The 24,582-nt window shown below is 60.4% G+C and carries 23 protein-coding genes and 2 pseudogenes; 11 read left to right on the forward strand and 14 right to left on the reverse strand.

Translation table 11 applies throughout. The features are described from left to right. Positions 1-84: 84 nt before the first annotated feature. Entirely contained in the window at positions 85-723 is a 639-nt protein-coding gene (locus KBZ19_RS00460; RefSeq protein ID WP_255099288.1) for a hypothetical protein, read from the reverse strand. Positions 724-1,959: 1,236 nt separating this feature from the next. Here KBZ19_RS00460 and KBZ19_RS00465 point away from each other — a divergent pair. The 3 genes from KBZ19_RS00465 to KBZ19_RS00475 all read left to right on the forward strand — a co-directional run bounded on the left by KBZ19_RS00465 (position 1,960) and on the right by KBZ19_RS00475 (position 3,811). Then, on the forward strand, positions 1,960-2,472 hold the full coding sequence (locus KBZ19_RS00465) for a hypothetical protein (protein WP_255099289.1): 513 nt from the start codon (positions 1,960-1,962) through the stop codon (positions 2,470-2,472). Further along, the gene (locus KBZ19_RS00470; protein ID WP_255099290.1) at positions 2,469-2,723 is read left to right on the forward strand and encodes a DUF1651 domain-containing protein; all 255 of its coding nucleotides are present in this window, start codon (positions 2,469-2,471) and stop codon (positions 2,721-2,723) included. The genes KBZ19_RS00465 and KBZ19_RS00470 overlap by 4 nt, the downstream gene beginning before the upstream one ends. A 443-nt stretch (positions 2,724-3,166) precedes the next feature. After that, complete coding sequence (locus KBZ19_RS00475) at positions 3,167-3,811, forward strand: hypothetical protein (protein ID WP_255099291.1); 645 nt, start codon at positions 3,167-3,169, stop codon at positions 3,809-3,811. A 121-nt stretch (positions 3,812-3,932) separates the two neighbouring features. Here the strand turns inward: KBZ19_RS00475 and KBZ19_RS00480 are convergent, their stop codons facing one another. The 9 genes from KBZ19_RS00480 to KBZ19_RS00520 all read right to left on the reverse strand — a co-directional run bounded on the left by KBZ19_RS00480 (position 3,933) and on the right by KBZ19_RS00520 (position 13,888). Beyond that, complete coding sequence (locus tag KBZ19_RS00480; RefSeq protein ID WP_255099292.1) at positions 3,933-4,349, reverse strand: hypothetical protein; 417 nt, start codon at positions 4,347-4,349, stop codon at positions 3,933-3,935. A gap of 208 nt (positions 4,350-4,557) precedes the next feature. Then, positions 4,558-8,088: a TM0106 family RecB-like putative nuclease gene (locus KBZ19_RS00485; protein WP_255099294.1), complete on the reverse strand. Its 3,531-nt coding sequence runs from the start codon at positions 8,086-8,088 to the stop codon at positions 4,558-4,560. A gap of 76 nt (positions 8,089-8,164) precedes the next feature. After that, positions 8,165-9,169 (reverse strand): hypothetical protein, encoded by a 1,005-nt coding sequence (locus tag KBZ19_RS00490; protein WP_255099295.1) that lies wholly within the window; start codon positions 9,167-9,169, stop codon positions 8,165-8,167. 198 nt (positions 9,170-9,367) lie between these two features. Next, on the reverse strand, positions 9,368-10,654 hold the full coding sequence (locus KBZ19_RS00495; protein ID WP_255099296.1) for a PD-(D/E)XK nuclease family protein: 1,287 nt from the start codon (positions 10,652-10,654) through the stop codon (positions 9,368-9,370). A gap of 238 nt (positions 10,655-10,892) precedes the next feature. Continuing rightward, positions 10,893-11,270 carry a hypothetical protein gene (locus KBZ19_RS00500; RefSeq protein ID WP_255099297.1) on the reverse strand — a complete coding sequence of 126 codons (378 nt, stop codon included), beginning with the start codon at positions 11,268-11,270 and terminating at the stop codon, positions 10,893-10,895. Next, the gene (locus KBZ19_RS00505) at positions 11,267-11,920 is read right to left on the reverse strand and encodes a metallophosphoesterase family protein (protein ID WP_255099298.1); all 654 of its coding nucleotides are present in this window, start codon (positions 11,918-11,920) and stop codon (positions 11,267-11,269) included. The genes KBZ19_RS00500 and KBZ19_RS00505 overlap by 4 nt, the downstream gene beginning before the upstream one ends. After that, on the reverse strand, positions 11,907-12,794 hold the full coding sequence (locus KBZ19_RS00510) for a hypothetical protein (RefSeq protein WP_255099299.1): 888 nt from the start codon (positions 12,792-12,794) through the stop codon (positions 11,907-11,909). Before KBZ19_RS00510 ends, KBZ19_RS00505 begins: the two co-directional genes overlap by 14 nt. After that, positions 12,700-13,164, reverse strand: coding sequence for a VWA domain-containing protein (locus tag KBZ19_RS00515; RefSeq protein WP_255099300.1), 465 nt, complete (start codon positions 13,162-13,164; stop codon positions 12,700-12,702). The genes KBZ19_RS00510 and KBZ19_RS00515 overlap by 95 nt, the downstream gene beginning before the upstream one ends. A 34-nt stretch (positions 13,165-13,198) precedes the next feature. Continuing rightward, complete coding sequence (locus tag KBZ19_RS00520; protein WP_255099301.1) at positions 13,199-13,888, reverse strand: MerR family transcriptional regulator; 690 nt, start codon at positions 13,886-13,888, stop codon at positions 13,199-13,201. A 175-nt stretch (positions 13,889-14,063) separates the two neighbouring features. On the opposite strand from KBZ19_RS00520, the gene KBZ19_RS00525 reads away from it, so the two are divergent. The 6 genes and pseudogenes from KBZ19_RS00525 (at position 14,064) to KBZ19_RS15060 (ending at position 17,877) form a co-directional block, all read left to right on the forward strand. Next, complete coding sequence (locus tag KBZ19_RS00525; RefSeq protein WP_255099303.1) at positions 14,064-14,810, forward strand: M20/M25/M40 family metallo-hydrolase; 747 nt, start codon at positions 14,064-14,066, stop codon at positions 14,808-14,810. A gap of 193 nt (positions 14,811-15,003) precedes the next feature. Next, a complete protein-coding gene (locus KBZ19_RS00530; RefSeq protein WP_255099304.1) occupies positions 15,004-15,327 on the forward strand; it encodes a hypothetical protein in 324 nt (107 codons plus the stop codon). Between the two features lie 92 nt (positions 15,328-15,419). Next, positions 15,420-15,791, forward strand: coding sequence for an AbrB family transcriptional regulator (locus KBZ19_RS00535; RefSeq protein WP_255099305.1), 372 nt, complete (start codon positions 15,420-15,422; stop codon positions 15,789-15,791). A gap of 161 nt (positions 15,792-15,952) precedes the next feature. Then, entirely contained in the window at positions 15,953-16,540 is a 588-nt protein-coding gene (locus tag KBZ19_RS00540; protein ID WP_255099306.1) for a hypothetical protein, read from the forward strand. Next, a complete protein-coding gene (locus tag KBZ19_RS00545) occupies positions 16,540-17,226 on the forward strand; it encodes an HD domain-containing protein (RefSeq protein WP_255099307.1) in 687 nt (228 codons plus the stop codon). Before KBZ19_RS00540 ends, KBZ19_RS00545 begins: the two co-directional genes overlap by 1 nt. A 100-nt stretch (positions 17,227-17,326) precedes the next feature. Beyond that, positions 17,327-17,877: pseudogene (locus tag KBZ19_RS15060) on the forward strand (alpha/beta family hydrolase). A 224-nt stretch (positions 17,878-18,101) separates the two neighbouring features. Here the strand turns inward: KBZ19_RS15060 and KBZ19_RS00555 are convergent. From KBZ19_RS00555 to KBZ19_RS00570, 4 genes and pseudogenes are all read right to left on the reverse strand, one after another. Further along, positions 18,102-19,136, reverse strand: a complete 1,035-nt coding sequence (locus KBZ19_RS00555; RefSeq protein ID WP_315856318.1) for an alpha/beta hydrolase — start codon at positions 19,134-19,136, stop codon at positions 18,102-18,104. A gap of 3 nt (positions 19,137-19,139) precedes the next feature. Continuing rightward, positions 19,140-19,481: pseudogene (locus KBZ19_RS00560) on the reverse strand (AbrB family transcriptional regulator); the annotation flags it as partial. Positions 19,482-19,534: 53 nt separating this feature from the next. Continuing rightward, on the reverse strand, positions 19,535-20,023 hold the full coding sequence (locus KBZ19_RS00565; RefSeq protein ID WP_255099310.1) for a hypothetical protein: 489 nt from the start codon (positions 20,021-20,023) through the stop codon (positions 19,535-19,537). Next, complete coding sequence (locus tag KBZ19_RS00570) at positions 20,023-20,532, reverse strand: hypothetical protein (protein WP_255099311.1); 510 nt, start codon at positions 20,530-20,532, stop codon at positions 20,023-20,025. The genes KBZ19_RS00565 and KBZ19_RS00570 overlap by 1 nt, the downstream gene beginning before the upstream one ends. A gap of 193 nt (positions 20,533-20,725) precedes the next feature. Here KBZ19_RS00570 and KBZ19_RS00575 point away from each other — a divergent pair, with 193 nt between their 5' ends. Next, positions 20,726-21,661, forward strand: coding sequence for a hypothetical protein (locus KBZ19_RS00575; RefSeq protein WP_255099312.1), 936 nt, complete (start codon positions 20,726-20,728; stop codon positions 21,659-21,661). Then, positions 21,658-24,582 carry a DEAD/DEAH box helicase gene (locus tag KBZ19_RS00580; protein ID WP_255099313.1) on the forward strand — a complete coding sequence of 975 codons (2,925 nt, stop codon included), beginning with the start codon at positions 21,658-21,660 and terminating at the stop codon, positions 24,580-24,582. Before KBZ19_RS00575 ends, KBZ19_RS00580 begins: the two co-directional genes overlap by 4 nt.

Raw genomic sequence — 24,582 nt, forward strand, 5'->3', positions numbered from 1 at the left:
ATGCGCTTTTGTGCGTTCCAACCGCGCTGCTGTGCGATGCAACCAAGCCAGGACGGCTGAGCCGCAACCAACCGGGCCTGCGCCTCAACGCTGCGGGCCGTAGGGCTGGGAGGGAATCGCCAGGGAGGGAGGCAGATCCGACAGACGCTCCGGCAGAGGGGAGCCGGTGCGCTGCAGCTCGGCGATCGGACGAACCTGGCCCATCGCCAGACCGGTGAGCATCGGCAGTTCTGTCTTCAGCTGATTGGCCGGTTTCGGATTCACAAAGCGAAAACTGAGCGTGGTTTTCTGGCCGGCGGTGTCATAGCCCACCACCGTGAAATACAGGTCGGCCGACTTCCCGGCCCTGGAGCCCGCGAAGGCTCCGCCCACCATGCCCCCCACCAGACCGATCGGGCCCAGCAGCACGCCACCGGCAATCGCCCCGGCGGTGCCGCCGCCGATCGCGCCCACCGTGCCGTTGGTGGTGTCGAAGGTTTCCTGGCCGCCCGTGAACCACTGGGCCACCCGACCGATCGGGATGAAACGCCCCTGAGCAGCGATACCGGTGGCGTCGAGGTTCACGGTGCAGGCACTGGTTCCGCAGAGCGCCTGGTAGGTGGAGGCCCGCGCCGGCAGATGCAGAAGCAACCCCAGGACCAGGGAATAGGGAAGCAGCGAGGTGAACAACAGGCGTTGCGAGCGTCCGTCCATCGTTTCGGCACTCAGAGCCCTGTCAGTCAATCGAACTGCTCGCCAGGAGCAAGCATTGCCACAGAGCCAGCGGTGACCGAATGTGACCCAGGCTGCCTAATCGAGGCGCGTCATTACACCATGGTCTGAACAGACCAGTGGCCGTTGTGGCACAGGTGTGAGTGTCTGCTTCAGGCGATGCCTGCACCCATCCACTCTTTTGCAGCAGTTGCAATCCAAGTCCATCAGCCGCTCATCAAGACTCCCAAGGGCGCCATCCGATCGATGGACTGTCGATCCGAATGCATTTGCTGCCTCTACCAGCAGAGCCACTCAGGGCAACGGAAAACGTACAGAGTCAGATGTCACTTGCAGGAATGGATAACGTCAGACTTCAATCGCAAGACTATACGAAGTCAGATGTCACTTGCAAGCCAGCAACGTTCTTACCCTCCGAACGGAAAGCCTCATCAACGCTACGGCCGCCGAGGCCAGCACGGCTTCATTGAGGCCATCATTGAGGCCAGCGTCAGTTCGTTTCCGGTTCCATTCACAGCCAAGGGCCCAGGGGAGTAGACGCGCGTCTCTCATGGGATGCCGACCATTGATGGGGTCATGCGTGAAACAGCCCCTTCGGTGCTGTCTTGACTCCGGCAATCAGCCATTGGCTTGCCGGCCAAGCTGATCGGCAACCCCAAGCCTTCCTGCCGAAAGCGGGGATGGGTTGATCGGGCAGCACAACCTGAACCATGGCGGCTGTGCACGAAGCCTCATGGACACAACGTGCATGAGCATGGTGATTCATGCATGTGCAGAACGTGCCCTTGGTGATGACGATGCAACGAGAGTCAGTGGAAAGAAGGCCATGCCGACTGGATCGTCTTTCTTTGGCTGGTAGGCGCCTGGGGCTTCAGGGGTAGGGCCACCACCGCTGTCACCATCGGCGACCATCTCCTGGTGGTGTTTGGTGCCTGAGATCCTTTGCCATTACAGGGCTGGGCTTGAGTTAGCCAACGCTGGTGGACCGATAATGGACCGCTGACCGGACCATGTAGTAATATTACTGGTCTTATGAGATCTGGCATCCATACACTTGGTTCATGTCAGCCAAGGCTTATCCGAACACATGGGCAGGTGCAATCCCCGCAGCACTTGATGCTGGTGCTCGTTTTCCAGAGCTGGTAGCTGCACAGTGGGCGCTAGAGAGTGGACGGGGCACCTCGCCTGCCGATGCCAGGGTTGGACCGAGGACATGACGCGCCAGCAGGGCTGGTGCCCGGAGGTGGCATGAGCATCCGGCGTGCGGTGGTGGGTGTGATGGGTGCTGGAGAGGGCGCTTCCGCTGAGGCGGTGGCCCTGGCCGAGGAGCTGGGGGAGTGCATCAGCACCTGGGGATGGGTGCTGCTCACCGGTGGCCGACCGGCGGGGGTGATGGCGGCGGCCAGCCGCGGCGCGGTGCGGGTGGAGGGGCACCTGGTGGTGGGGGTGCTGCCCGATGAAGGGGAGGGTGACGGCAGGCAATGCACGGCGGAGCTGGATCTGGCCCTGTTCACCGGCATGGGCAAGGCCCGCAACGTGATCAACGTGCTCAGCGCCGATGTGGTGGTGATCTGCGGGGCCGGCGGCCCAGGCACAGCCTCAGAAGCCGCCCATGCGCTCAATGCGGGCAGGCCGCTGATCCTGCTGGCGGTGCCGCCGCTGTGGCGTGAGTTCTTCTGCTCGCTCGCCGAAGGGGTTGAGATCGCGAGCGACGTGCAGGAGTGCTGCCGGTTGATCGAGGCCAGACTCACCGAGGCATGAGTCGGAGATCACCTCGTGTCCCTCTGACCCCAAAGGAGGGCTGGCTGAGCGACGGCCGTCAGGTGCTGCGCTTTCGCCCGACCCACGGGGAGCGCACCTACCAACGATTGGAAATCACCAGTGGCGAGTTGCTTCCCGGCGAGGCGGTCTCGTTGCTGAAGAACCGCCGGGAGATCAGCCGGGATGAAGCCCTCAAGCTCTGGGGTGAGAAACGCAAGGCGGGCTGGGTTCCCTGCAGCCCCCTGTGGTGAGCTGGTTCTATCTGCAGTTGAGGCCCCCACCACCGTGATCGGCTTGCCGTACTGACAAGCAAGGCAGGCGGATCTATTAATGAATCAGAGGCCTCGACCAGGGCAGCGCGAGCCCAAGCCCTGCAACCGGCCCAAGGGCGCCCGACACGGGGCGCCCTTTTCATGGGGAAGATCAGCAGATAATCACCAGCCCTGGTGGTTAATGGGGTAGTTGTGACGGCATAGCCTCGGCTCCACAGAGATTGATGGGGCGCAGAGGCCCGAGCCGACGCAGTGGGCATGGCTGGAGCAACGCCGATGGCCTATCTCGCTCTGCCGTTTGTTTCGCAAGCCAGAGCGCCCAGGCCAGGACAAGCCCGAGCCTAAAACCTAAAAGGACAACAGTGCCACTGCAACTGTGAGTTTAGAGTAAGATGCGCGGCTTCCGTGCTCCCGGCCGCACCATGACCGATCTCGCTCCAGCGACCCTGCGGTGGCTCAATCAGCTCGGCAGCACGACCCGCAGCATCGACAGCCTTGTGGATGAGGGGTTCGGTGGTTGTTCCTTGCAGGATCTCTTGCCATGGATGGACGAGGGCCATGGCATGGCAGCCATCCAGGCGATCGACTGGGTGAAGAGCCAGCCGGACGAGGACGGTGACGTGGCGCTGATGACCGCTGATGCGGAGGGTCTGGACAGGCTTCTGGAGTGGATGCTCGAAACCCGTGGCAGCTGCCCGATGGTCTATGCACCGGAGGAGGATGTCGTCGTGCCGGACGTAGTTCCCTTGCTGCGCCCCACGGCGTACAACCTGCCGGAGGGTATGTCCTCCGATGAGGTGTTCGATGAGGAGTTCAGCGAGAATCTCTCAGCGCTGTTCGCGGCCATCAAGGACTCCTACGGGAACCAGGCACACCTCCACCGAATTGACTATGGCCAGCTGGTGGAAACGATCGAACAGGGCCTCTTTCTTGCCGGTCAGTTCGTCGACCTCAACGACGGTGAACTGTTTAACTTCAGCATGGACGCGATCAATCAGCGGATTCGCTACCAATCCACTGGCCGCTACCACGAAGGCTTTCCTGCAGGATCCGGCACAACCGGGTGATCTGCTCTGCTTCGGCCACTGTGTTCGAGAGGCAATGGGCACGGCTGATGGGTGTCAGGCGGGCCTTGGCGTTTGTAGGCATGGGGTGTGAGGTCTTGGGCTGTTGGGTTGGGTTTCAATGTCACTGATCTTCCTCATACCAGATGGAGTTGCGCCCATTGCTCTTGAACCCTTCAGTGAAGGCACGAGCATTCCGGAAGGCGACGACGATGCGCCCTTTCTCGATGCATTCTTGTACGTGGGTGCGAGCAGCTTCTATGGAATAGGAGTCCTTGTCTTTGGAGTGCTTGAGGATCTCATGCTCGACGTACTCATCAAGACGCTTCGGGTCCATCACGTGCGTCGCAATCGGGTCAATCTCAGCGGTAAGCAAGAAGTGATGCCCATGGAGCGTGCCAATTCTCAGGATGCGCTCATGGCGTACGCGATTCAGCGATGCGAGCCAGAAGCCAGTGATTCCGTGACGTAAGCCAGATGGCTCGGCCAGTACAGAATCGACCACCGCATCTACCAGCCAAGACTTGACGTTGAACGACATATATTTCTCCGATGTAGAACAAATGATAGAATGGCACTTTCTTCAGCTTAGGTGCTCTGTCTCCCCCTCTGTCGGGGAAGTTGACGCCTCTCCATCTCGATCACTTCAAGCTCAAGAGGATCACGCCAGTCGCACAATTGATCAAAATAGGCTGTTCCTCAATGGATTGAGAAGGGAATCCAAGTCAGTTCAGTTGAAATTTCTGAGATCATCCTTCCATAGGAACTTGGGCCAAGCGGCACAACCGATTGATCTGCTCCGCCTCCGCCACAGTGTTGGCGATACCCGTCACGAGGCCGGGTGAGCCCACCACGATCGAGAGGCAACGGGCACGGCTGATGGCCACGTTGAGCCGGTTGGGCTGCAGCAGGAAACCCAGGCCCCGGGGGGCGGTGTCTCCGTCGCTGGCGGTGAGGGAGTGGATGGCCACGGGGGCCTCCTGGCCCTGGAATCGGTCCACCGTTCCCACCCGTGCGCGGGTACCCAGCCGTTGCTGCAGCCGGTTCACCTGAACGTTGTAGGGGGCGGTTACCAGGATGTCGTCTGGGGTCAACAGCCCACAGCGTTCACCGCCGCTGCTGGCATGGCGGTAGCTGGAGCCCAGCAGAGCCTCCACCAGCTGAGCGATCCGCTCGATTTCTTCTTCTGAGCTGACGCTGCAGCCGGTGTGCTCAACCGCCTCAAACACCAACCCTTGGCTGGGCAGGATTCCACCATGGCTTCCGGTGAAGGGCTCCCGCCACTCGATCCGGTTGATCGCATTGGCTGGGCTGGCCTTGAGGCGGCCGTCGTAGAAGAGCGCCGACACCATGGCGGTGAGCGAGGGTTCCATCCGCCAGCTGGTGGCCAGGAACACGCCCCGATCGGCCGGCACCACCGCCTTGTCCTGCATCAGATACTCCAGGCAGGAGCTGCCGCTTTCTCCCGGGTGATCGGCCTGGCTGGGCTGGGCCAGCTGCTGTTGATCCCCCACCAGCAGGATTCCTCGGGCGCAGCGGGCCATCACCAGCAGATTGGCCAGGGACATCTGCCCCGCCTCATCCACCACCAGCCAGTCGAAGAGCTCCTCCATCACGGGGCGAGCGAACATCCAGGCCGTGCCGCCCACCACGGCCATCGAGCCTGTGAGGGCATCGGGTTTGCATAGCGCCACGGACTGGCCGACCAAGCCTTTGTCGTCCTTGGCGGTGCTGCACTTCACCACCTGCTGGCTGAGGCCACGGGCGGCACAGGTGCTGTGGGCCTTGAGCAGCAGGTTGTTGATCGCGGCGTGGCTGTTCGAACTGATCGCCACCCGCAGACCGCGTTGCACCAACTCGGCAATGACCTCGGCGGTGACGGTGGTTTTGCCCGTGCCTGGGGGGCCCTGGAGCGCCAGGGTCAGATCACTGTGGGAGGCCAGAAACTCAGCCAGTTGGGCGGGCAAAGCGCTCGGATCGGCTGCGAGGGAAGCATTGAGCCCGATCAGGGGCTCGATGGCACGGCGCTCCAGCAGGTGAACGATGGCGGCAGGGATAGGCTTACCACCATCCACCCAGCTCTCGGCCTGGGCCAGCAGGCTGTCCCGTAGGAGCTCGCTGATGTCCTCGGGAACCTTGATCAGGGCGATGGGACCCCTGGGAAGCTCCACCGGCTGGCCGGCGGCTTGCCGCTTGTCTCTGGCGCTCCAGGGGTACTTGAGAGTGAGGGTGCCCCGCTCGCCGTCGATCACCACGGCCTGGAGCTTCTGGCCTGTCTCAGGGATCTCCAGCTTGATGGAGCCATCACCTTGGGCGACATAGAGTTTGAGGGTCTGACTTGGATCGAAGCAGAAGGTGTGCCAGTCGGAGCCGGTTCTGGGACTCGGCACGCTCTCAACGCTTTGCCAGACGGCTCCGTTGATCGCCTCGCCATCGGCGTCGAGATCATCAGGACTCTGGAGGGCCTTGCCCCTGCGATCGAAGTAGGCCCACCAGGCCACCTTGGCCTCGCGGTGATGGAACGGCAGCAGCTGGGCCAGCAGGCGCTGCACCCGCCAGTTGAGGCCGCGTGAACCCAGTTGCTCCTGGGCGATCAGCTCGGCTTCTGGGGCATTGGCGGCTGGATCGCTCTGGAGCTGCTCGGGCAACTCGGCGATCAACCGGGCGCTGAGGGCTTCCAGGGGCCAGGGTTCGGCCTCAGGGCGTTCCTCCTCCGGATGCTCGAGCGGTTGCTCGGGCAGGCCCTGGGCACGGCGCAGCTCCAGCAGCCAGTCGTGCAGCAGCACGGTGGAGACGCAGTCGTCGCGGTTGTAGTCCTCGATCCCCTGAAGCCTGGGGCTGCCTTCTGGGGCGGGTCCCGGAAGGGAAGGCTCACTGGAGGACTGCCAGTGCAGGTAGGCGACAACAGAATCACCGGCGTTGGTGACATCGGCGTCACGGGGGCCCATGTAGAGCCCCTCCACCTTCTTGATCGAGTAGCTGCCCTCACCGAGCACGATCGAGCGGGTGACGATCGGCAGCAGGTCGCAGAGCAGATCGCTGCGCAACCAGTCGTCGATCACCGCCTCACGGGTCTGGTGTTGCTGGGAGAGGCGGCGCATCGCCGACTTCTCATAGCTGGCGTAGTGGTAGACGTGCAGGCCTGGATGACGGCGCCGCCGTTCCTCCACCCAATCCACAAACCCCTCGAAGGCACGCTTCTCTCCCATGGGGCAATGACCCCACCAGGCGATGAAGGCTGCCGGCTGAGCGGGGGCCTCCCGGTAGCAGGCCCCAAAGAGGTATTCGAGCTTCTTGGCAGCAACCGCATCCTGGATGCCCTCCATGTCGAACCAGATGTCCCCGGCATCGGCGGCGGGCAGGGCGGCCAGGCCCTTGCCTGGCTGCAGGGGGCGCACCAGGAAGGCGGGCTTGCCATCGGTCCCATGGGGCGTGAGCTGCAGCTGGGCCTGCTGACGCAGCTCGAAGAGGGCCTCGGCAGCCAGGCCAGCAATGCTGGAGCCGGAAGGCAGCTCGGCCAGCTGCTCGATTGTGTGGATCCCGGCGGCCTTGAGCTTGAGGCGCTGGTTCTGGCGCATGTTGGCCACCAAAACCAAATCCCGCTCGGCGATCAGGCGCTCCTCAATGAAGGCGCTCCAGCTGCCGTGATCACCGGGTTCATCCTCCGGTGGTGAGGCGGAATCGAAGGAGGCACAGAAATCGCGGTAGCGGTTGCGGAGCTGTTGATACCAGGCCCAGAAACGATCGGTGTCATAGGTCTGGAAGCGGCCACCACCGAGAAACAACTCGAAGCGATCGGGCCGGTGTCCCAGCAGGGGGGTAAGAAGTTCGCAGTAGGTACAGGCCTGGACCAGGAAGGTGGTGCGGGGCTTGCTGGCCAGCTTGCACTCGATCGGGATGTAACTCCAGTCGCCGAGAACTGATGGCTTGGGAATCCTGCGCAGCACATCGGCCGAGCCGCGGATCTCCCCGTTGTTCAGTGAGGCCTGATGGATGAAGTCAAACCCTGCTTCCATCGCCTCGCGGGTGGCGACGTAATCAGTCTCGTTCTGCTTGCCGGGAAGGCGGGCGATGCGATAGCCCTCGGCCTCAAGCTGGTTGAGCAACACCTGCTCAAGGCACAGGCCATCGGCGAAGAGCTGTTCATCAAGAGAAGAAGGGAGTGGTTGTTCACCCGTGAAGAGACCCCTGGCTTTAAGCTGCTCCCACCAGGCTCCGATCCGAGGACTGCGGCTGAAGAGGGAGAGCTGGCTGGGGGCAATCAGGCAAGCAGGTGCCATAAATGAGTTAGTCGTTGAGGTTCTCTGTAGAGCAGGCCAGTGAGGCAGAGTTGCAATCCACCCTGGTCATACTCACTTAATCAGCTTCTGTCTTGACAAGAACGTCGATTGTCAACTTCTCTGCGCACCCCGTGGCAGCCACAACCTCTTCCCATACAACGTCAAGTTTGTAGTCATCGACCTCAAGCATGTCTTCAGGTTCAACAGGACAGTAGTCGTTGATCAGGTTTGAGAGAGTGCTTGTGAGGTCACCAATTCTGTAATCGGGGGAGTGTACGATTCTTTCGATGAATTCCTGGGTTGCTTCCCTTGCCAACTGAATGGCTTCTGGAACTGAATCAAGGGTTGGCCCCAGCTCCAGCTCTGCTTCGTAGTAGTGCCAATTAGTATGTTCTTTGATGAGTTCTGCTACTGAATCAAAATTCAGCGATATGCTTTCTTGCGCATCGAGGTTGTCTTGCTCGACAGGACTGCCGGAGCGACCATGCTCAAGGTAGAGGTTCAAGGCGTCAATGGTTTGTTGAACCGTGTGAGCAAATAGAACAGCATAGAACAACGACATCTCCCTGCTTCCTTCTCTTGTATCCATTAGAAGATGTAAGATTCCGAGAGCTTCGACACCTTCCCGGAGCTTCCAGGCAAATGTTGTCTTGTATGCGGAGCTCTCTTCGTCAAAGATCGCACTAGTTATTAACTCTTTTCTCGATTGGCTGGACGGCGGCAGCTCTGCTTCGGGGCTTTTTACTTCTGCTCGGGAGCTATTGTTGATCAAGCTCTCTAGCGCTTCCGGTAAGAGGCATTCATCTAGAGATCGTTGATAAACTTCTCCACTACTTGGATTGATGTAGAATTTATGGATCTCCCCCTCTACTGTTTCCACAAATCTGCCTGCAAGCACCATCTTGCCGTGATTTCTTGCTTTGTACGTCTTGCCAACGTCAATCTGGTACAGAATGATATCCCTCTCAATGAATCTGCTAATATCTTCTAACTGTTTGTTTAGCTCTTTCAGTTCTTCATCCCTCAAGATTTCGTTTGCAGCCTTTCCTGGTGGAACGTTGTAATAAATGGGCTCCAGCATGGGGTGTGCTCTCGATGTCGGGGTTGGTGCTGTGGATTGGCGCTAACAAGGCCAGAGATGACCTTGTAACTACACGAGAAAACATGGATCGGGACTTGGGGTGATGGAGAAGTCAAGGGTCTGCTCTGAAACTGCGGCTGAACAGGGAGATCTGGCTGGGGGTGATCAGGCGCATTCCTCTAACTCACAGACTCATTATCAGCCAGGGGGAGATGAACCATAAATGGACTTGATTTCTTCGCTGCGATCCAAGATGGACTGACTCACATCGTTGACGATATCTAAAATTCTGGGCCACTCCGTCTCAAAAAAGTTATTCATTAAGTTGTCGTCAATTCCGCCTGTTATGTCACTTAGAACAGTGAATGTATGTTTGGTTCTGACCGAGAACCTTGAGCTGCTTGGTATGTCTACTGGAGGTGATCCTGTGATCTCAATTAAGATTCTTCGTATCTCCTGATTTCCGCTAGGGTGGACGCCAGTCTTGAGGAGCGCAATAAGCTGATTGTTTGATCGATCAGAAAATTCAAATTCAAATAAAAACTGCTCCCTCATCTGCCAGCCACCACTGCCATTACCTTGTCTCAGCAGCAAGCTATTAAGCTCTTGCGTGGTAAACCGCACAAAAGCCCTGCTTCTCGACCCTTCTACAAATCCCTCATTTCTGACTTTAGCAGAAAAATAGTCTCTAACTTGACTAACTACGTCTGGTCTATTTGCAAAGATAAAGTCAAGAGCTTCTTTGTGGTTCGCATACAGTTTTTGAGCCAGCTCGTTGAGGTGATCCTGTTGCATGAGATTACGCCGAATGTTGAGAGTGTAGTCTTTAATATATGTCTTTATATTTGAGGGAAGTGTTCGCTCGTGGAGCAGTAGTAGCCTTTCTGCATGTGCGACGATTTTATCGTACGAATAGTTAGTATAGTGTTGGTGCTGACCTTTGTCATTGGGTGGTCTCCCATCAGGTGTTAAATAAACAAAAACGGCACTCTTTCGGAACTGACTTTGTACAACGTTCTTGTATTTCGATAGTTGATTTTCATGATCAGAGCTATCAACCTTGTTCTCAATACAGATAACATGTTTGTCTAGGATGACAAGTATATCAATGTTGCGCCACTCTCTTCTGATTTCGGCTGTCTTGGGCGAAGTGTCGGCTATGTCAAGGGAAGGTTGTCCCTGTTTTGGGCTTTCTAGGCTGATGTCGCGAAGAAAGCGACGCAGAAAGGCATTGCCTATGCCGTGACTTCCATTTGGATCGAACATCCATGCCAAGAAGTTAGAATGACGAATCTCTCTGCGTTGGATGCCAAGGATTGAAAATATGTTTGCCTCCTTTAGGCCAAGCTCAACTTGATCAAAGTCGACATCATTGACAAGACCGCTGTACTTTCTAAGAATTTCTGCCCGTTCAAGTCTTTCAGATTCAAGTCTTTCGCCCTGGGGTTCTTGAAGGGTGGTTTCTTGCCTTGGAGAGTCAGTCATCCCTTGCGCCTTCTCGTTCGATCATTTCTGTTGTTGCAATGATTCTTTCTGCGCATCGATAAACATGCTGAGGGGTTATGGGTAAATTGGTCATGGTAGCAGCTTCTGCAATAGGGTGCATGCAGGCTCGATGTGCCGATGAGATCTCTATGCCAGAATGATACTTTTCGAACTACTTAAGTTCGTTAATCATTCCAGCCGTCTTTGACTACTGCCTGGTAGGCGAAAGATATAAGCATCACTCCTTCCCGGTTCTGTAGACGGTATCCCAGGACCCAGGGCCACGCTGATTGCCTTCGTCGAGAGGAGGCACCACCAGCATCATCGTCCCAGTTCGTCTATAAGGCTGGGGCAGAGGGTGCGTTGGCTGCCAGAGGTTGCGTTTGCGGACCACCAGGTTCACCACGTCTTCGCATATCCAGACACGCTGCGGAAAGGGGGCATCGGTGGGATGCAGGCTGAGAATCTCATCGAGGGTGAGCGCCTGCACGACCGGAGACAGGGCCTCATCAAACAGAAGGTAATGGAAGGGGCTGTCGATGGCCAGATCGCGCGACTCCCGAAAAAGATCCAGATACGCCAGACGTTCCTCACGAGAAACTTCCAGAGGTCTCATGGCTCTACCTCCATAGTTGAAGCGGATGGAATCTCCAGCCGCAGCGCCGTCAGTATTCCGCTCTCATAGGCTCCGGTGTCTATCCCGATCCGATGCGGCAGACGGGTGACCTGGTAGTCGTTGCGGAACGTATGCCCATGCACCACGGTGTAGGGCAACCCATGGGGCTGGGAGAGAAAGGGCTTGCGGATCCAGATCAGATCGTCGAAGGCCTGGCGTTCCAGCGGAATCCCCGGCCGCACCCCTGCATGCACAAACAGGTAGTTGCCGCGAATCGCCGTGAGCGGCAGCTGCCTGAACCACTGTTTGCGTTCGCGGGCCAGGGGGAGGAGATTCCTGTTGCCGCCGTTGCAGCGCCACAGATCGAAGTCTTCCTCTGGGGTCGATAGGGCCATGGCGTCCAGCAGCATCTGCTCGTGGTTGCCCCGCAGCACGGTCACACCCGCCAAGCCGTAGGCCGCTGGGTTGTCCTGCAGCTGCCAGACCCGCTCCAAGACCTTGCGATCGCCATCGGGCTCAGGGGACCGGTCGATCAGGTCCCCCAAAAAGATCAACTCGGCGCCGGTGTCCAGGTGCGGGGTGAGTTCCTGCTCCAGCAGGGAGGCGCAGCCATGCACATCCCCGATCGCCACCACATCAGGACTGCTCATCGTCCCCCTCATAGACGTTGGTGTTGGAGCGCAGGGATTCGCGTCTCAGGCGCTTGCGGCTGAGCTTGGGATCGCTCTGCATCAGTGACAGCTTTTCGTTGAGCAGCTCCAGCTCCTGGGTGATCTTCTGGCTGGCGGGCATCTTCAACAGGCTGTCGCGCAGATTCCTCAGACTGAGGCTTGCGGTGCTGTGATCACCTCGATCGTGTTCCTCGATCACGCGCCTGCGTTCACGGTTGGCTTTGAAGAGGGCCAGTTGTTCAGCCACCGCCTCATCGGGGTCCAGTGCCTTGAGCTCCTCGCTTTCCATCACCGGCAATTGCAGATGCTCGATCAGGGTCTGGCGTTCGCTGCTGCCGGGGGCATCCCAGGCCAGGCGCACGCTGAGGATCTCCTGATTGGGGATCCAGGCGGGGAGCTTGAGCTGCACACCCACATTGAGCTCCTGGCCGGCGCGCAGGTTGGGGAGCTGGTGATTGCCGGCGCCGGTGGGCTTGAGGTCGTTGAGCAGATCGACCAACTCGGCGCCGTGCTTGACCCGTAGACCTATGCTCACCCGCCGCCCGAAGGTGGTGGCCAGGCCCTGGAGCTCGGAGGCGTAAAGATCCGCCAGCTGGCTCGGGGTTTCGATGTGGGCCAGGGTGCCATCGCCAGCAGTGGCCATGGCACCCATCAGGTCTTCATCGAAGTCCGCCCCCAGGCCAAAGGCACTGGTGCTGATGCCTCGCTGGGTCAGGCCCTCCACCTTGGCGGCAATCTGTTCCTGGTCGGTGAGGCCCTCATTGGCCTGGCCATCGGAGAGCAGCAGCACCCGGTTCATCGCCCCGGGATCGAGGTGCTCGGCCACCTGGGTAGCCCCGGGCTCGCCAGCCATCGAAGAGAGCCGTGCAGCCGCCGCTGTGGATCGTGTTGATCGCGGCGATGAAGGGCTGGGGATCGTTGACGGGGGTGGAAGGCACGACCACTTTCACCTCGTCGTCAAAGGTGACGATGGCGAGGCGATCACGGCCGGTGAGTTCCCCGGCCAGGAAGCGGGCTGCCTTGCGGGCATAGCTGAGCTTGGTGCCGCTCATCGAGCCGGAGCGGTCGATCACCAGGGCCAAATTCAGCGGCGGCCGCTGGTGGCGTTGGGACTCAGCCTCCAGGGCAGGGGTTGTGATCGTGAGCAGCAGATCAAGGCGTGACGGGCGATCAGAAGCCACCGCTGGCCGCAAGGGCCGGAAGCGCAGGGTGGGTTGGGTCATGGCTGGGTAGGCGGTGGAACTTGAAAAAAAGGATTCAGCTGTAGGGGTCGTCGATCAATTCGTTGAGTCGATCCAGAAGGCGCTTGAGCCATTGCTGACGACGGGAACCGGCAGGAGGTAGAGAAACGGATTCGCGGACGTGAACTTCGATCCCGGGGGCGAGGGTGAAACGGAGCCAGCGGCTGGAGGCTTCGCGACTGCTCCCCCCGTAGCGGGAGCCGGAAGGGGAGCGTTCTGAGCGGGCCTGGGTAGAGAAGGGTTCGCTGAGCATCCCGAGAACGGGACTGAGCGAATGGGTTTTGCTCAACAGGTGCGCAGGAATGTCGTCGCTGGTGGGGGTGGATTCCTCTGAGGACTGCAGATCCCGGAGGTAGTCGAGGGCGGCCCGGGAAGCAGGAGGGGAAGGAACGGTGGCCGCCGCCCCTTCCCCATCAAGCTGCTCGAGCTGTTGCTCCAGATCGGCGTCGGCCAGAACGCAGAGGGGAGCAATCGCCGAGAGGCTGAGACCGCGCCGAGCCAGGGCGCGAACCAACACCAATTGCAGGAGATGGCGGTGGGTATAGACCGCACTGCGGCCCTCCTTGCCGGGGCGATCGATCAGCCCCTGAGTGGCATAGAGACGCACGGTGCGAGATGAGATCACCTCTCCCAGCAGCTTGCCGGCGATGAGGAGGAGCTCCTCGAGGCCGTAGAGGGCGTCAGCTGGAGCGGAGACCTTCACCATCACCCCATTATGCACAGTTGCAGTGCAGGTGTCAAGCGCGTAAGCTTCATGCCACATCTGGCAGATCACCATCGAATACCCCGCTCCCAAGCTCGCCCCAGACCACACCCGACTGCTGGAGCATCTGCAGCAACTGGCCCGGCCCCGCCATGCCCGCTGGGACCCCATGGGCCTGATGGCGGTTCGGACCTATCTCAAGGAGCAGCTCGGCGCACTTGGTCCCGTGGAAGAACACCGCTTCTCGGAAGGGATCGATGCGGGCACCAACCTGATCCTCAAGCTCCCCGGCCAGCGCCCTGAGCTCGATCCCCTGCTGGTGGCGGCCCACTACGACGGACCCCTGCATTCGATCGGCGCCGATGACAACGCTTCCGGTCTGGCGGCCCTGATCGAGCTGGCCCGCCACTGGTCGGACCATCCACCCAGGAGACCGGTGTGGCTCGTGGCGTTTGATCAGGAGGAATGGGGCATGCTCGGAAGCAGGGCCCTGGCGCGTGATCTCAAGGCCAGCGGCCAGAAACTGCAGCTGATGGTGAGCCTGGAGATGCTTGCCTACACCAGCGCTACTCAGCGCTACCCCATCCCGGCCATGCAGGCGGTGTATGGCAACCGTGGCGACTTCATCGCCGTGGTGGGCAACCTCACCGCCACACCGATGCTGTCGGGGATCGTTGGCCGCATGGGCCAGCAGGTGATCACCAAGCTGCTGCCGGTGCCCGCTGCCGGCCATGCCATGCCCGATGTGCGCCTGAGCGACCACAGCCCCTTCTGGGATGCGGGCTACAACGCTGCGATGGTGACCGACACCTCCTTCCTGCGCAATCCCCACTACCACCAGATGAGCGACACGATCGACACCCTCGATTTGCCGTTTCTGGCTGCGGTCACCGAGGGATTGAAGGAGGGGTTGGGGGCACTGTGACCATGGGGGGCTTTCGCGCAGCGAGTGGAGCCGACCGGAAGTCTTCAAGCTCCTGGGCGAGTATTCAATACATCAGCGTTTCCATGTTCCAAAACTGCTGCGTCAATGCCACACCTTCCTGGATTGCGACGGCGACAGGGTGGCGGAGATGATCGGGGAAGTGAATCTGAACCTGGTGCTGGTGGTAGACGGAATGGCATTTGCCTACTGCCAATACCTGAGCCAGTGCAATGCCAAGGAGTATCTGGATGCCGAGTTCTGGGCATCCCGCAGCCGCTTCGGGGTGTGGAGGGTGCCGGGCGGCATCACCCGGCCCTGGGACTTTCGCCTGGCCCGGCGTACGGGTGGAAGCAGCCGTGCGGTCAGTTCAGGTGTGGCTACTGCTGGGACAGTCCCAGCTGCGAAGGTAGGTCAGCGTTACCGCTGCAAGCAGAACGGCAGCTTTACCAAGGCCCAGGAGTTGCTGCGCCAGGGCCACACCTACCTGGATGGGAATGGTGACGGTGTGGCCTGCTAAAGCCTCCGATGATGGGGCGGACACCCGCACCTTCTTGCTCTGGCCGCCAACAGCCTGATTGTTAAGGTTCAGTTAATTGATGCTTCATCACGATGGCCCTCACCGGATCTGAACTGCTCGCCAAAGTCAAGGAGCAGGGCGATGCTTCCAAATCCGATCTGGTACGGGCTGCCGGTTATGTGAGCACCAAGAAGGACGGCAGCGAGCGGCTGAACTTCACCGCCTTCTATGAGGCGCTGCTGGAAGCCAAAGGCGTCAGCCTCGGAGAGGGTGGTGGCAACGGCAAAGGGAAGGCTGGTCGCAGCTTGAGCTACGTCGCCACGGTTCAGGGCAACGGCAACCTGCTGGTGGGCAAGGCCTACTCCGCGTTGCTGGATCTCAAGCCTGGCGATGAGTTCGAAATCAAGCTGGGCCGCAAGCAGATACGCCTGGTGCCAGTGGGTGGGGCCGACGAGGAGGAGTGATGGAAGCGTCCATATCGGTTACGGGTGGCGTCAAGGCCTCCGTCGCTGTTTGCGGGACCCACAACTCTCCCTAGCGTTGCTCTCCCGGGAATAGGGGTGTAGTGCACGAAAACCAGCTCGCCAAGGACTGCCTGCACCGCCACGGCGGTGCACTGCTTTTCATGGCACCGGAGTGGAGCGAAGCCCAGCGAGCGGTGCACTGCCAGATCGTGGATGTCTTTGCGCTGCAGGTGGTGACGGGTTTCACTCGTGATCCGCAAGGGAAGTTGCTACTGGAAGCCCATCCCTCTGTTGCTGCTGGCCGTAGCTGGTCGCTGGCCAAGGCCGCTCAGCTGGTGCGCCTTGACGCCAGACCCGAGCGGTGGGTGGTGCTGCAGCGGAACAACAGAGCGTGGGGGATGTTCTGGGCAGGTGGTGGACTGCATCGCTGCCGGCAGGAATTGCTGGAGACCTCGCAATCGACAGCACTGAGCTCCGCGCTCGTCCCAGTGACGCCGGAAGCGCTGCTGCGGCTGGTCCTCAATCTGGACGCCGGAGACACGGCAGCCGCCGCAACGGTCCTCCATGCCGATGCATCTCCTGCAGCGGTGGGAGGTTCCGGGGTCCTCAAGGCCGTTCTATGGACGTCCCTGGCCTGGCTGATCGTGCTGGCTCTGACCGCTGCCGGCTTCCTGGGAGTGCTGCGCGAGCAGGACCGCAAGCTGGAACTGCTGCTTGAGCGGCTGCCACCCCCGGCCTCCGATCGCTGATGACCACCCAGCCCCATCTCCATAGCCCGCTCTATGTCGATGCCCTGCGCTGGGCCGCCCAGCTGCACAGCCGCCAGCGTCGCAAGGGCAAGCCCGTGCCCTACATCTCCCACCTGATCGTCGTGAGTGGTCTGGTCTGGGAGGACGGGGGCACGGAAGATCAGGCGATCGCCGGACTGCTGCACGACTCGATCGAGGATGCAGGCCAGAGCCACGCCTCGATCGCCGAACGCTTTGGGGAAAAGGTGGCCGGCATCGTGGTGGACTGCACCGACACCGCCGAGGGCCTGACCGGCGCAGGCAAAGAACCTTGGCTGGTGCGCAAGACCCGCTATGTGACCTCGCTGGAGCACAAGAGCGAGACCTCGCTGTTGGTGACGGCGGCCGACAAGGCCCACAACGCCCGCGATCAGGTGCTCGATGGCCGCCGCGACCCCGCCAGCTGGGATCGATTCAAGGCGGGGCTCGATGGCACTGCCTGGTACCTGCTGCGGATCCACCAGATCCTCAGCCACCGGCTGCCCGGCAGCCGCTCCAATGAGCTGCTCGGGGAGGCCGTGAAGGAGATCCTCGCCAGTGAGGCCTACCGGCAGATCGTGCCCCGCGGGATTGCCCCGGCGGTGTGGGCGGCGGGGTATCTGGAGCGACCCGAGACGCACCGGAGCAGATCAGTCCATGACGGCTGAGCCCCCCACTTCCGCGCCGCGGTTTATCGATGGTTCTGAGTCTGCGCCGGCCACCGTGCTGCTTACCTAAGGGGCGGGGGCACCGATGGACAACCCGTTCATGGCGGCCATCTCCGGCGGCCTGGCCGAATCGGGCTGGCGGGTGGTGCGTTTCGAGTTTGTGTGTGTGGCTCGAATGCACCAGACGGGCCGCCGCCAGGGGCCTGACCGGATGCCGGTGCTGCAGGAGGCGTTCCGCCAGCAGGTGTGGCTGGAGAAGACAGAGCAGCCGGGCCGGCCGGTGTTCATCGGGGGCAAGTCGAGGGCGGCCGTATGGCCAGCCTGCTGGTGGATGAACTGGCCGAAAGCGATGGGGTGCCCGGCTGCTTGTGCCTGGGCTATCCCTTCCACCCGCCCGGTAAGCCCTTGCAGCTGCGCACCGAAAACCTGGCCGCCTTGCAGACTCCAACCCTGATCCTGCAGATGGTGCGGGACACGTTTGGGCGGCGGGAGGAGGAGGAGACCTACGACCTTTCGCCCCAGGTGCAGCTGCGCTGGATCGCTAGAGGTGACCACAGCTTCAATCCCACCCGTAGTTCTGGCCTCAACGAGGCGGAGAACTGGGCAACGGTGGTGGCGTTGGGCAATCTGATCATGTGTTGTTTCAGCTGAGCACCCCTGGATTGGAGGGGGGCTAGTGGGCTATGAGCCCTGTCGGCGCCTAGGACATTCCGGTATTGCCCTAGCGATTAGGGGCACCTGGGTATGTAGAGCGGGGGTCAATGAATTGGGCGCACCAAGAATCTTAGGAGCATTTTGGTATTGCGAATCTTGGAATCATTCAATACGGCAGCCGACCATTCTCTATTCGCAATAGCCGTAACCTGTCACCTTGCTCAACGATTAAATCCCCAGAACTGCTCTCCCTCATGTTCCATTTTGACTATACGCTGACGCTTCTGCGGCTCGGTATTGTGTTGCATCAAATTATAGATGTCATACAAAAGGGCTTCGGCTTCTGCATAGTAGCTATGCCCGATGAGATCGACATTGAATTCGGGCACTACCACAGTGTCTAAACCGGCAGTAACTGTGTAGGGGGTAAAGTAGCCAGCCCGCGGGGCTTTGTGCAACAGAGTTGATATCGCCAGCGCCTTATCGGCCGCTGATGCATAAAGAGTGGCTCGGTCGCAATATTGTGAATAAAGACTGGCAAGACTGAGGAAGAAACGCCGATCCACATCAGGAGCCGCAAGGAAGATCTGGCCGAACTTCACATCTGATTTGGACTCCGCGTCTGCAGCGATCCGCTGTAGGGAACGCAGTAAAGCCCGATTGCCCATGCTATGGGCAATTAGGTGCACCTTGTCTGCACCGCAATTGTTTGTGAAATCGACCAGGAAGCTGGAAATAGCGGCCTCACTAGCTTCAATGGTGGCTTCATCAGCTGTATAATCGGTTAAGCCTATTCTACCGAGCGACGGCCAGCTGAAGAACGCCGTTGCGCCAGAGACTCTGAGATCCACGTCGAATTGCGCAGCACGAATTGCTGCTTCCTTGAAGCTGGTATTAAACCCATGTAGATATACCAGTGCCGAGGGAGCTTCGCCTCCGTCTCGGACCTCATTCATGATGGTGCGCAATTCATCTATGAAGGATTCATGATCACGAGATTCACAGGACTGAAGCCGCAGTTGATCATTCCGTAGATCAAACCTGCTAAGCCTCTTTAAGAAGCTGCTTCCCGTTTCCCCAAAGCGATGGGCCTCTGGCACATATACCAGTGCCCGTCCATATAATGTGCAGTTACTCGGTCTGTTTCCATAGACATCACCCTCTGGCTCTCGGTCGGTAGCGAACCAGATCGGCACCACTCGGTCGTTCTTAGTGGATAATGGTGGCTTGAATTCAACTATATCTTCCGGATGCATAAGCACTAATATGATCTGTTTACGGCCCAGCTTGATCTCGAACTTGTCGCCCGGCCTGAGGCCTAGCAAGCTAGTGTAGGCCTTGCCAATCAACAGATTACCGTTTCCCTGAACAGTAGCAACGAACTTGAGCTTGTTACTAATCTTGCTAGTGGCAGATTTGGCACCACCTTGGCCAAGACTCACGCCCTTGGCCTTTAGCAGGGCCTCATAGAAGGCAGTAAAGTTCAGCCTTTCACTGCCATCTTTGTTGAGGCTAACATAGCCAGTCGAGCGAACCAGTTCTGATTTAGATGCATCACCTAGTTCATTGACTTTGGCAAGCAGATCGGTTCCAGTGAGCATCATGAATCGAGGCAGGATCTAACTCAGAAGATATCGGACAATCCAGATCATTGCTAGTTCGACAACAGCTTATTGATGGTCCCGATCACCCGCTCCTCCAGCTGGTCGATGCGCAGCATCAGTCGTTTCTCCAGCTGCTCCAGAGCTTCTTCACCAACTCCGCCGCGAGCAGCTCCCGATCGTGCAAGTGCGCTTGCAGGAGCGGGCCAGGCTCCGCTTTCAAAAACGGTGCTCAGGTGGTCCCAGTTTTTCTTCTTGGTTGGAGCTGGGCCTAGGGCGGATTCCAGATAGGCGTGGGCGGCTGCGGCCGTGCGAAAGCGGGTCTTCAGGGCCGCTTGAGTGCACTGGTCCCTCGGCAGCAAAGGGTGCGGAGCTCCATTGAGGGCCGCGGTCCCTAGTTCAGTGGCGAGCTCCGCAGGAGCGACCTCCTCCACCAGCTGCCGGATCGCAGCGTTCTGCTCACCCACGGTGCGGAAGAGCTCGGCATCGCCCTTGGCCATGCGCGCCATCAGCTCGCCGAAGCGATCACTGAGCTCCCCCATCAGCCCTCGCTCCTCCCGCGCAGCAGGCGGCGCATGCGCTCGATCAGCCGGGTGATGCTGAAGATGCTCCAGTAGCCGGCCTCCTCCTTAGCGGCATCCAGTTCCTGCAAGATCCCATCGAGCGCCTGCTGTTTATCCTCGAAAGCCTCCAGCTCGCGGTGCATGTCCTGGGCGATGCGCAGGGCCTCGGCCTTTTCCTGGCCCAGCGTCATCAGTCGGCCCTCGTAACCACGCAGGGTCTCCAGGAACCGTTCCCGCGCCACCGTGAGCTCCCTGGAGCGGCGTTGGAGCTGGGACCTCGATCGGGTGAGCGAGGCATGGCTGTTGCGCATCGCCTGGTAGTGGTGCTCGATCTGCTCTCGGCTGAGGGCCGTTAGATCGGCAGGGAAATCCCGGGTGGAGCGGATGCCCTTGCACTCCAGTGCTGCCGCATTGGAGTTGGAGGGCGCCAGGTTTGCCTCAGAAACCGGGGCGATCAGTTCCAACTCCCCTTGCTCAGTGCCTGCCATTCGATCGAAGCTGCGACCTCCAGCAGAGCATTAGAGGGCGGAGGAAGGCCAGCACAGGCGCTGGGCTGGTCATGAATCGACTCACATTTCGCTTACCGAGATGCCAGTTCTCTCCGGCCGCGGCCTATAGGAAAACGGCACAGATCGCCTTTGCCGCCTAGCTTCCTGTGATGCAAGGGCCAGCTGGATCTCAATGAAGCAGATTCCCAGCCTTGGCCTGCTGGAAACCGTGGATCTCAGGCAGGCCTGGGCCCATGAGGCGCATAGCTTCACCCCCTGGATGGCCGAAAACCTGAACCGCCTCTCGGCTGCCCTGGGGATCCCCCTGGAGCTGGAGGGGCAGGAGGTGAGCGTGGGCTCCTTCTCAGCGGATCTGCTGGCCCGCAACCCCCAGGACGGATCCCTGGTGCTGATTGAGAACCAGCTGGAGCAGACCGACCACAACCACCTCGGCCAGATCCTCACCTACCTGGCCGGCCTGGAGGCCCAGGTGATCGTCTGGATTGCCAGCGACTTCCGCGATCCCCACCTCTCGGCCATCCACTGGCTGAACGATCACACCGTCGATCCCTTCGCGTTCTTCGCGGTGCAGGTCAAGGCCGTACGGATCAGCGATTCACCGATCGCCCCCCTGTTCGAGGTGGTGGCCAAGCCCAACGGCTGGGACCGGAAGCTCCAACAGCAGGTGGCCTCCCAGACGGGTGAGCTCTCAACCCTAGGCCAGTTCCGCTTGGCCTTCTGGAGCAGGCTGCTGGAGCTCTACCCCGACCAATCCCAGTGGGGGCCGGCGGATGCTGCCAGCTCCCGTTGGCAGCCGCTGAAGAACAGCAGCCTGGTGGTGGTGACCTACATCTACGTGTACCGCTGCGGCATCTTCGTGCGGGGCAAGCGCGGCCAACCGTTGGAGGAGTCCAAGGCCTTGCTCCTCTTCCATCAAGAAGCCTTGGAGGAACGCCTGGGGGTCCCCATCTCCGACAGCGATGGCTACGGGCTGACCCAATCGCTGGATGCCGACGCCCGTGACTCCACTACCTGGCCCAAGCTGACGGCCTGGCTGGTCAGTCGCCAGCAGGCTTACGTGGAGGCCCTTGAAGCGATCGTGTCCGAACCCTTGGGACCCCAGTCATGAGCGCCGCCGTCCTCGCCCCAGGAGCCCGCATCGAGTGCCGCAGCGCTGAATGGATGGTGCGCAGCCTGGGCCGTAGCTCTGACGGCCAGCAGGTGGTGGATGTGGTGGGGGTGTCGGCCTTCCTGCGGGAGAAGGAGGCCCGCTTCATCGTGGAGGTAGAGCAGGCGGCCGGCAGCTTCAAGGTGCTGCAGCCGGAAGACACCGAGCTAGTGGCTGATCCCTCTCCCCAGTACCGCGACAGCCTGCTGTTCCTCGAGGCCCATCTGCGCCGCACGGTTCCCACGGATGCATCCCTTGTGGTGGGTCATCTGGCGGCGATGGACGTGATGGACTTCCAGCTGCAGCCAGCCGCCAAGGCCTTGGCGATGCCGCGGCAACGGTTGCTGATTGCCGATGCCGTGGGCCTCGGCAAGACGCTTGAGTGCGGCATCCTTTGCAGCGAGTTGATCCGCCGGGGCCGGGGCAAGCGAATCCTGGTGGTCACAACCAAGAGCATGCTGGTGCAGTTCCAGAAGGAGTTCTGGACACGCTTCTCAATTCCATTGGTCCGGCTGGATTCCGAGACCATTCAGAAGGTGCGCGCCAAGGTTTCCACCAGCCAGAACGTCTTTCACTACTACGACAAAACCATCGTCTCGATCGACACACTCAAGAACGATCGGGAATATCGCTTCTATCTGGAAAACGCAAGTTGGGACATCATCGTGATCGATGAGTGCCAGAACGTGGCCGAACGGGCCAAGGGTGCCCAGAAGAGCCAGCGGGCACGCCTCGCCAACCGCTTGGCCACCCGCTCCGACACGCTGATCTTGCTCTCCGCTACTCCCCATGACGGCAAGGCGGAAAGCTTCGCCAGCTTGATGAACATGCTCGATGCCACGGCGATCGCCAACCCGAGCCACTACACCAAGGAGGACATCAAGGATCTCTACGTGCGGCGCTTCCGCAAGGACGTGATCGCCGATCTACGCAAGACCGTCAAGGAGCGGGAAAGTAGAGATGTGGAGTGCCGAGCGAGCGAAAGGGAAGAGCGGGTGTTCGCCCTACTGGCCAAGCTGAAACTCCCGGACGCCGATGCCAAGGCCAAGGCTGGCCAGCTGTTCCGCACCACCCTGGCCAAGAGCATGCTCTCAAGCCCAATGGCGGCGTTGGAAACCGTGCGCAACCGCCTTCAAAAGCTGCGGGCTGGTGCCACACCAGCCCCGGCCGACATCGCGGCCCTTGAACCCCTGGAACCCGTGCTGGTGGCGATTGGCGCCGAAGACTTCTCCAAGTACCAAAGGTTGCTGCAGCTGATCCGCTCCGACTGGAGCTGGAACGGCAAGGACCCCAAGGACCGGCTGGTGATCTTCACGGGGCGGCGTGAAAGCCAGCGCTTCTTGGTGGAACATCTGCCCCAGGATCTGGGCCTGCCGAAGGGCGCCGTTGTTCAGCTGGATGGCGCCATGGCTGATGTGGAGCAGACGAAGGTGGTGGAGCAGTTCGCCCAGGGGAAGGAGGCGGTGCGCATCCTGGTGGCTACCGAAGTGGCCTCAGAAGGTCTGAACCTGCACTACCTCAGCCATCGGCTGGTGCACTTCGACATTCCCTGGTCGCTGATGACCCTGCAGCAGCGCAATGGCCGCATCGATCGCTATGGCCAGCCGCAGCAACCCCAGATCCGTTACCTGCTCACGGCTTCCCGCAGCGAGGGCATGGGCGACACCGAGAAGATCCTGCGGGTGCTGATCAAGAAAGACGCGCAGGCCCAGCAGAATATCGGCGATCCCTCAGTGTTCCTGCGGGTGTTCGATCCGGCAGCGGAGGAAACAGCGATCGAGAAAGCGGTCGAAGCCGGAGACGCCTCAGGCCTGGAAGCGCGTATGGATGCCAACGCAGAGCGCTATTTGAAGCAAGCCAGCGACGATGGCCTGTTCAACTTTGATGATCTCTACGGCGTTGATGACGGCGACACCACTGACGGCAATGTCATCCCCGATGAGTCGGGCCCTACGGTGCAGCGCAGCCGAGCTTTCAGCCTGTTCCCGAGCCTCTGGAGCTATGTGGAGCGCTCCCTGGAGGCCGTGAGCGAGCAGATGGAGCGCCGTAGCGAAAAGCTCGACCTCAAGCCCTACCCCGCCGAAGAACGCCTTGAGCTCAGCCCACCGAAAGATCTGCAACGCCGCTACGACCGCTACCCCCGCGAACTTCAGCCACCCCGAGGCCAGCGCCTGGCACTCAGCACCGACCCGGAGGCCCTGCAGGCTGCCCTAGAGCAGGCACGGCGGCAGGACAGCGCCCGGCCTGAACTGGAATACCTCTGGGATCTGCACCCGCTGGTGGACTGGTTGGCCGACCGCGGCTTGATCGCATTTGCCCGCCACCAGGCGCCAGTGCTGCAGCTCAGCGAGGGTCTGGATCCTGGCGAGGTGGTGATGGTGCTGCAGGGCACGATCCCCAACCAACGCGGAGTCCCGGTAGTGCAGGAGTGGGTGGCCGTGCATTTTGCGGGCAGCGGCCTGCGGGTGGCGGCAGTGGAACCGTTTCAGGCCGTGGCCGAGCGGCTGCAGCTGAGTCGCCGCAGCTACGCGAACCCGGGATCGACCATCGCCGAATCCATCAAGCAGCAACGCAAGGTGGCTGTGGATGCGGCCCACCAGTACCTCCTGGACTGCCGCGAGCAATGGAAAGAGCGCATGCAACCTGAGCTGGAGGCCCAGCGGCAGCGCCTGCGCCGCTTGAGGGGTCGGCAGGTGGAGCAGCTGGAGCTGGCCTACGCCGCCGACCAGCGGCCCAGGCAGATCAAGGACAAGAAGCGCACAGCGGACCAGAAGGCTATTGAGGAGCGCTTCAAGGATCACGAGCGCTTCGTGGAGGAAGTGATGACCATTGAGCCCGCCCCCTACCTGAAGCTGGTGGCCGTTCTTCACCGGGAGGCCTGA

Origin of the sequence: Synechococcus sp. L2F (assembly GCF_024345695.1) — a bacterium.
Taxonomy (GTDB): Bacteria; Cyanobacteriota; Cyanobacteriia; order PCC-6307; family Cyanobiaceae; genus MW101C3.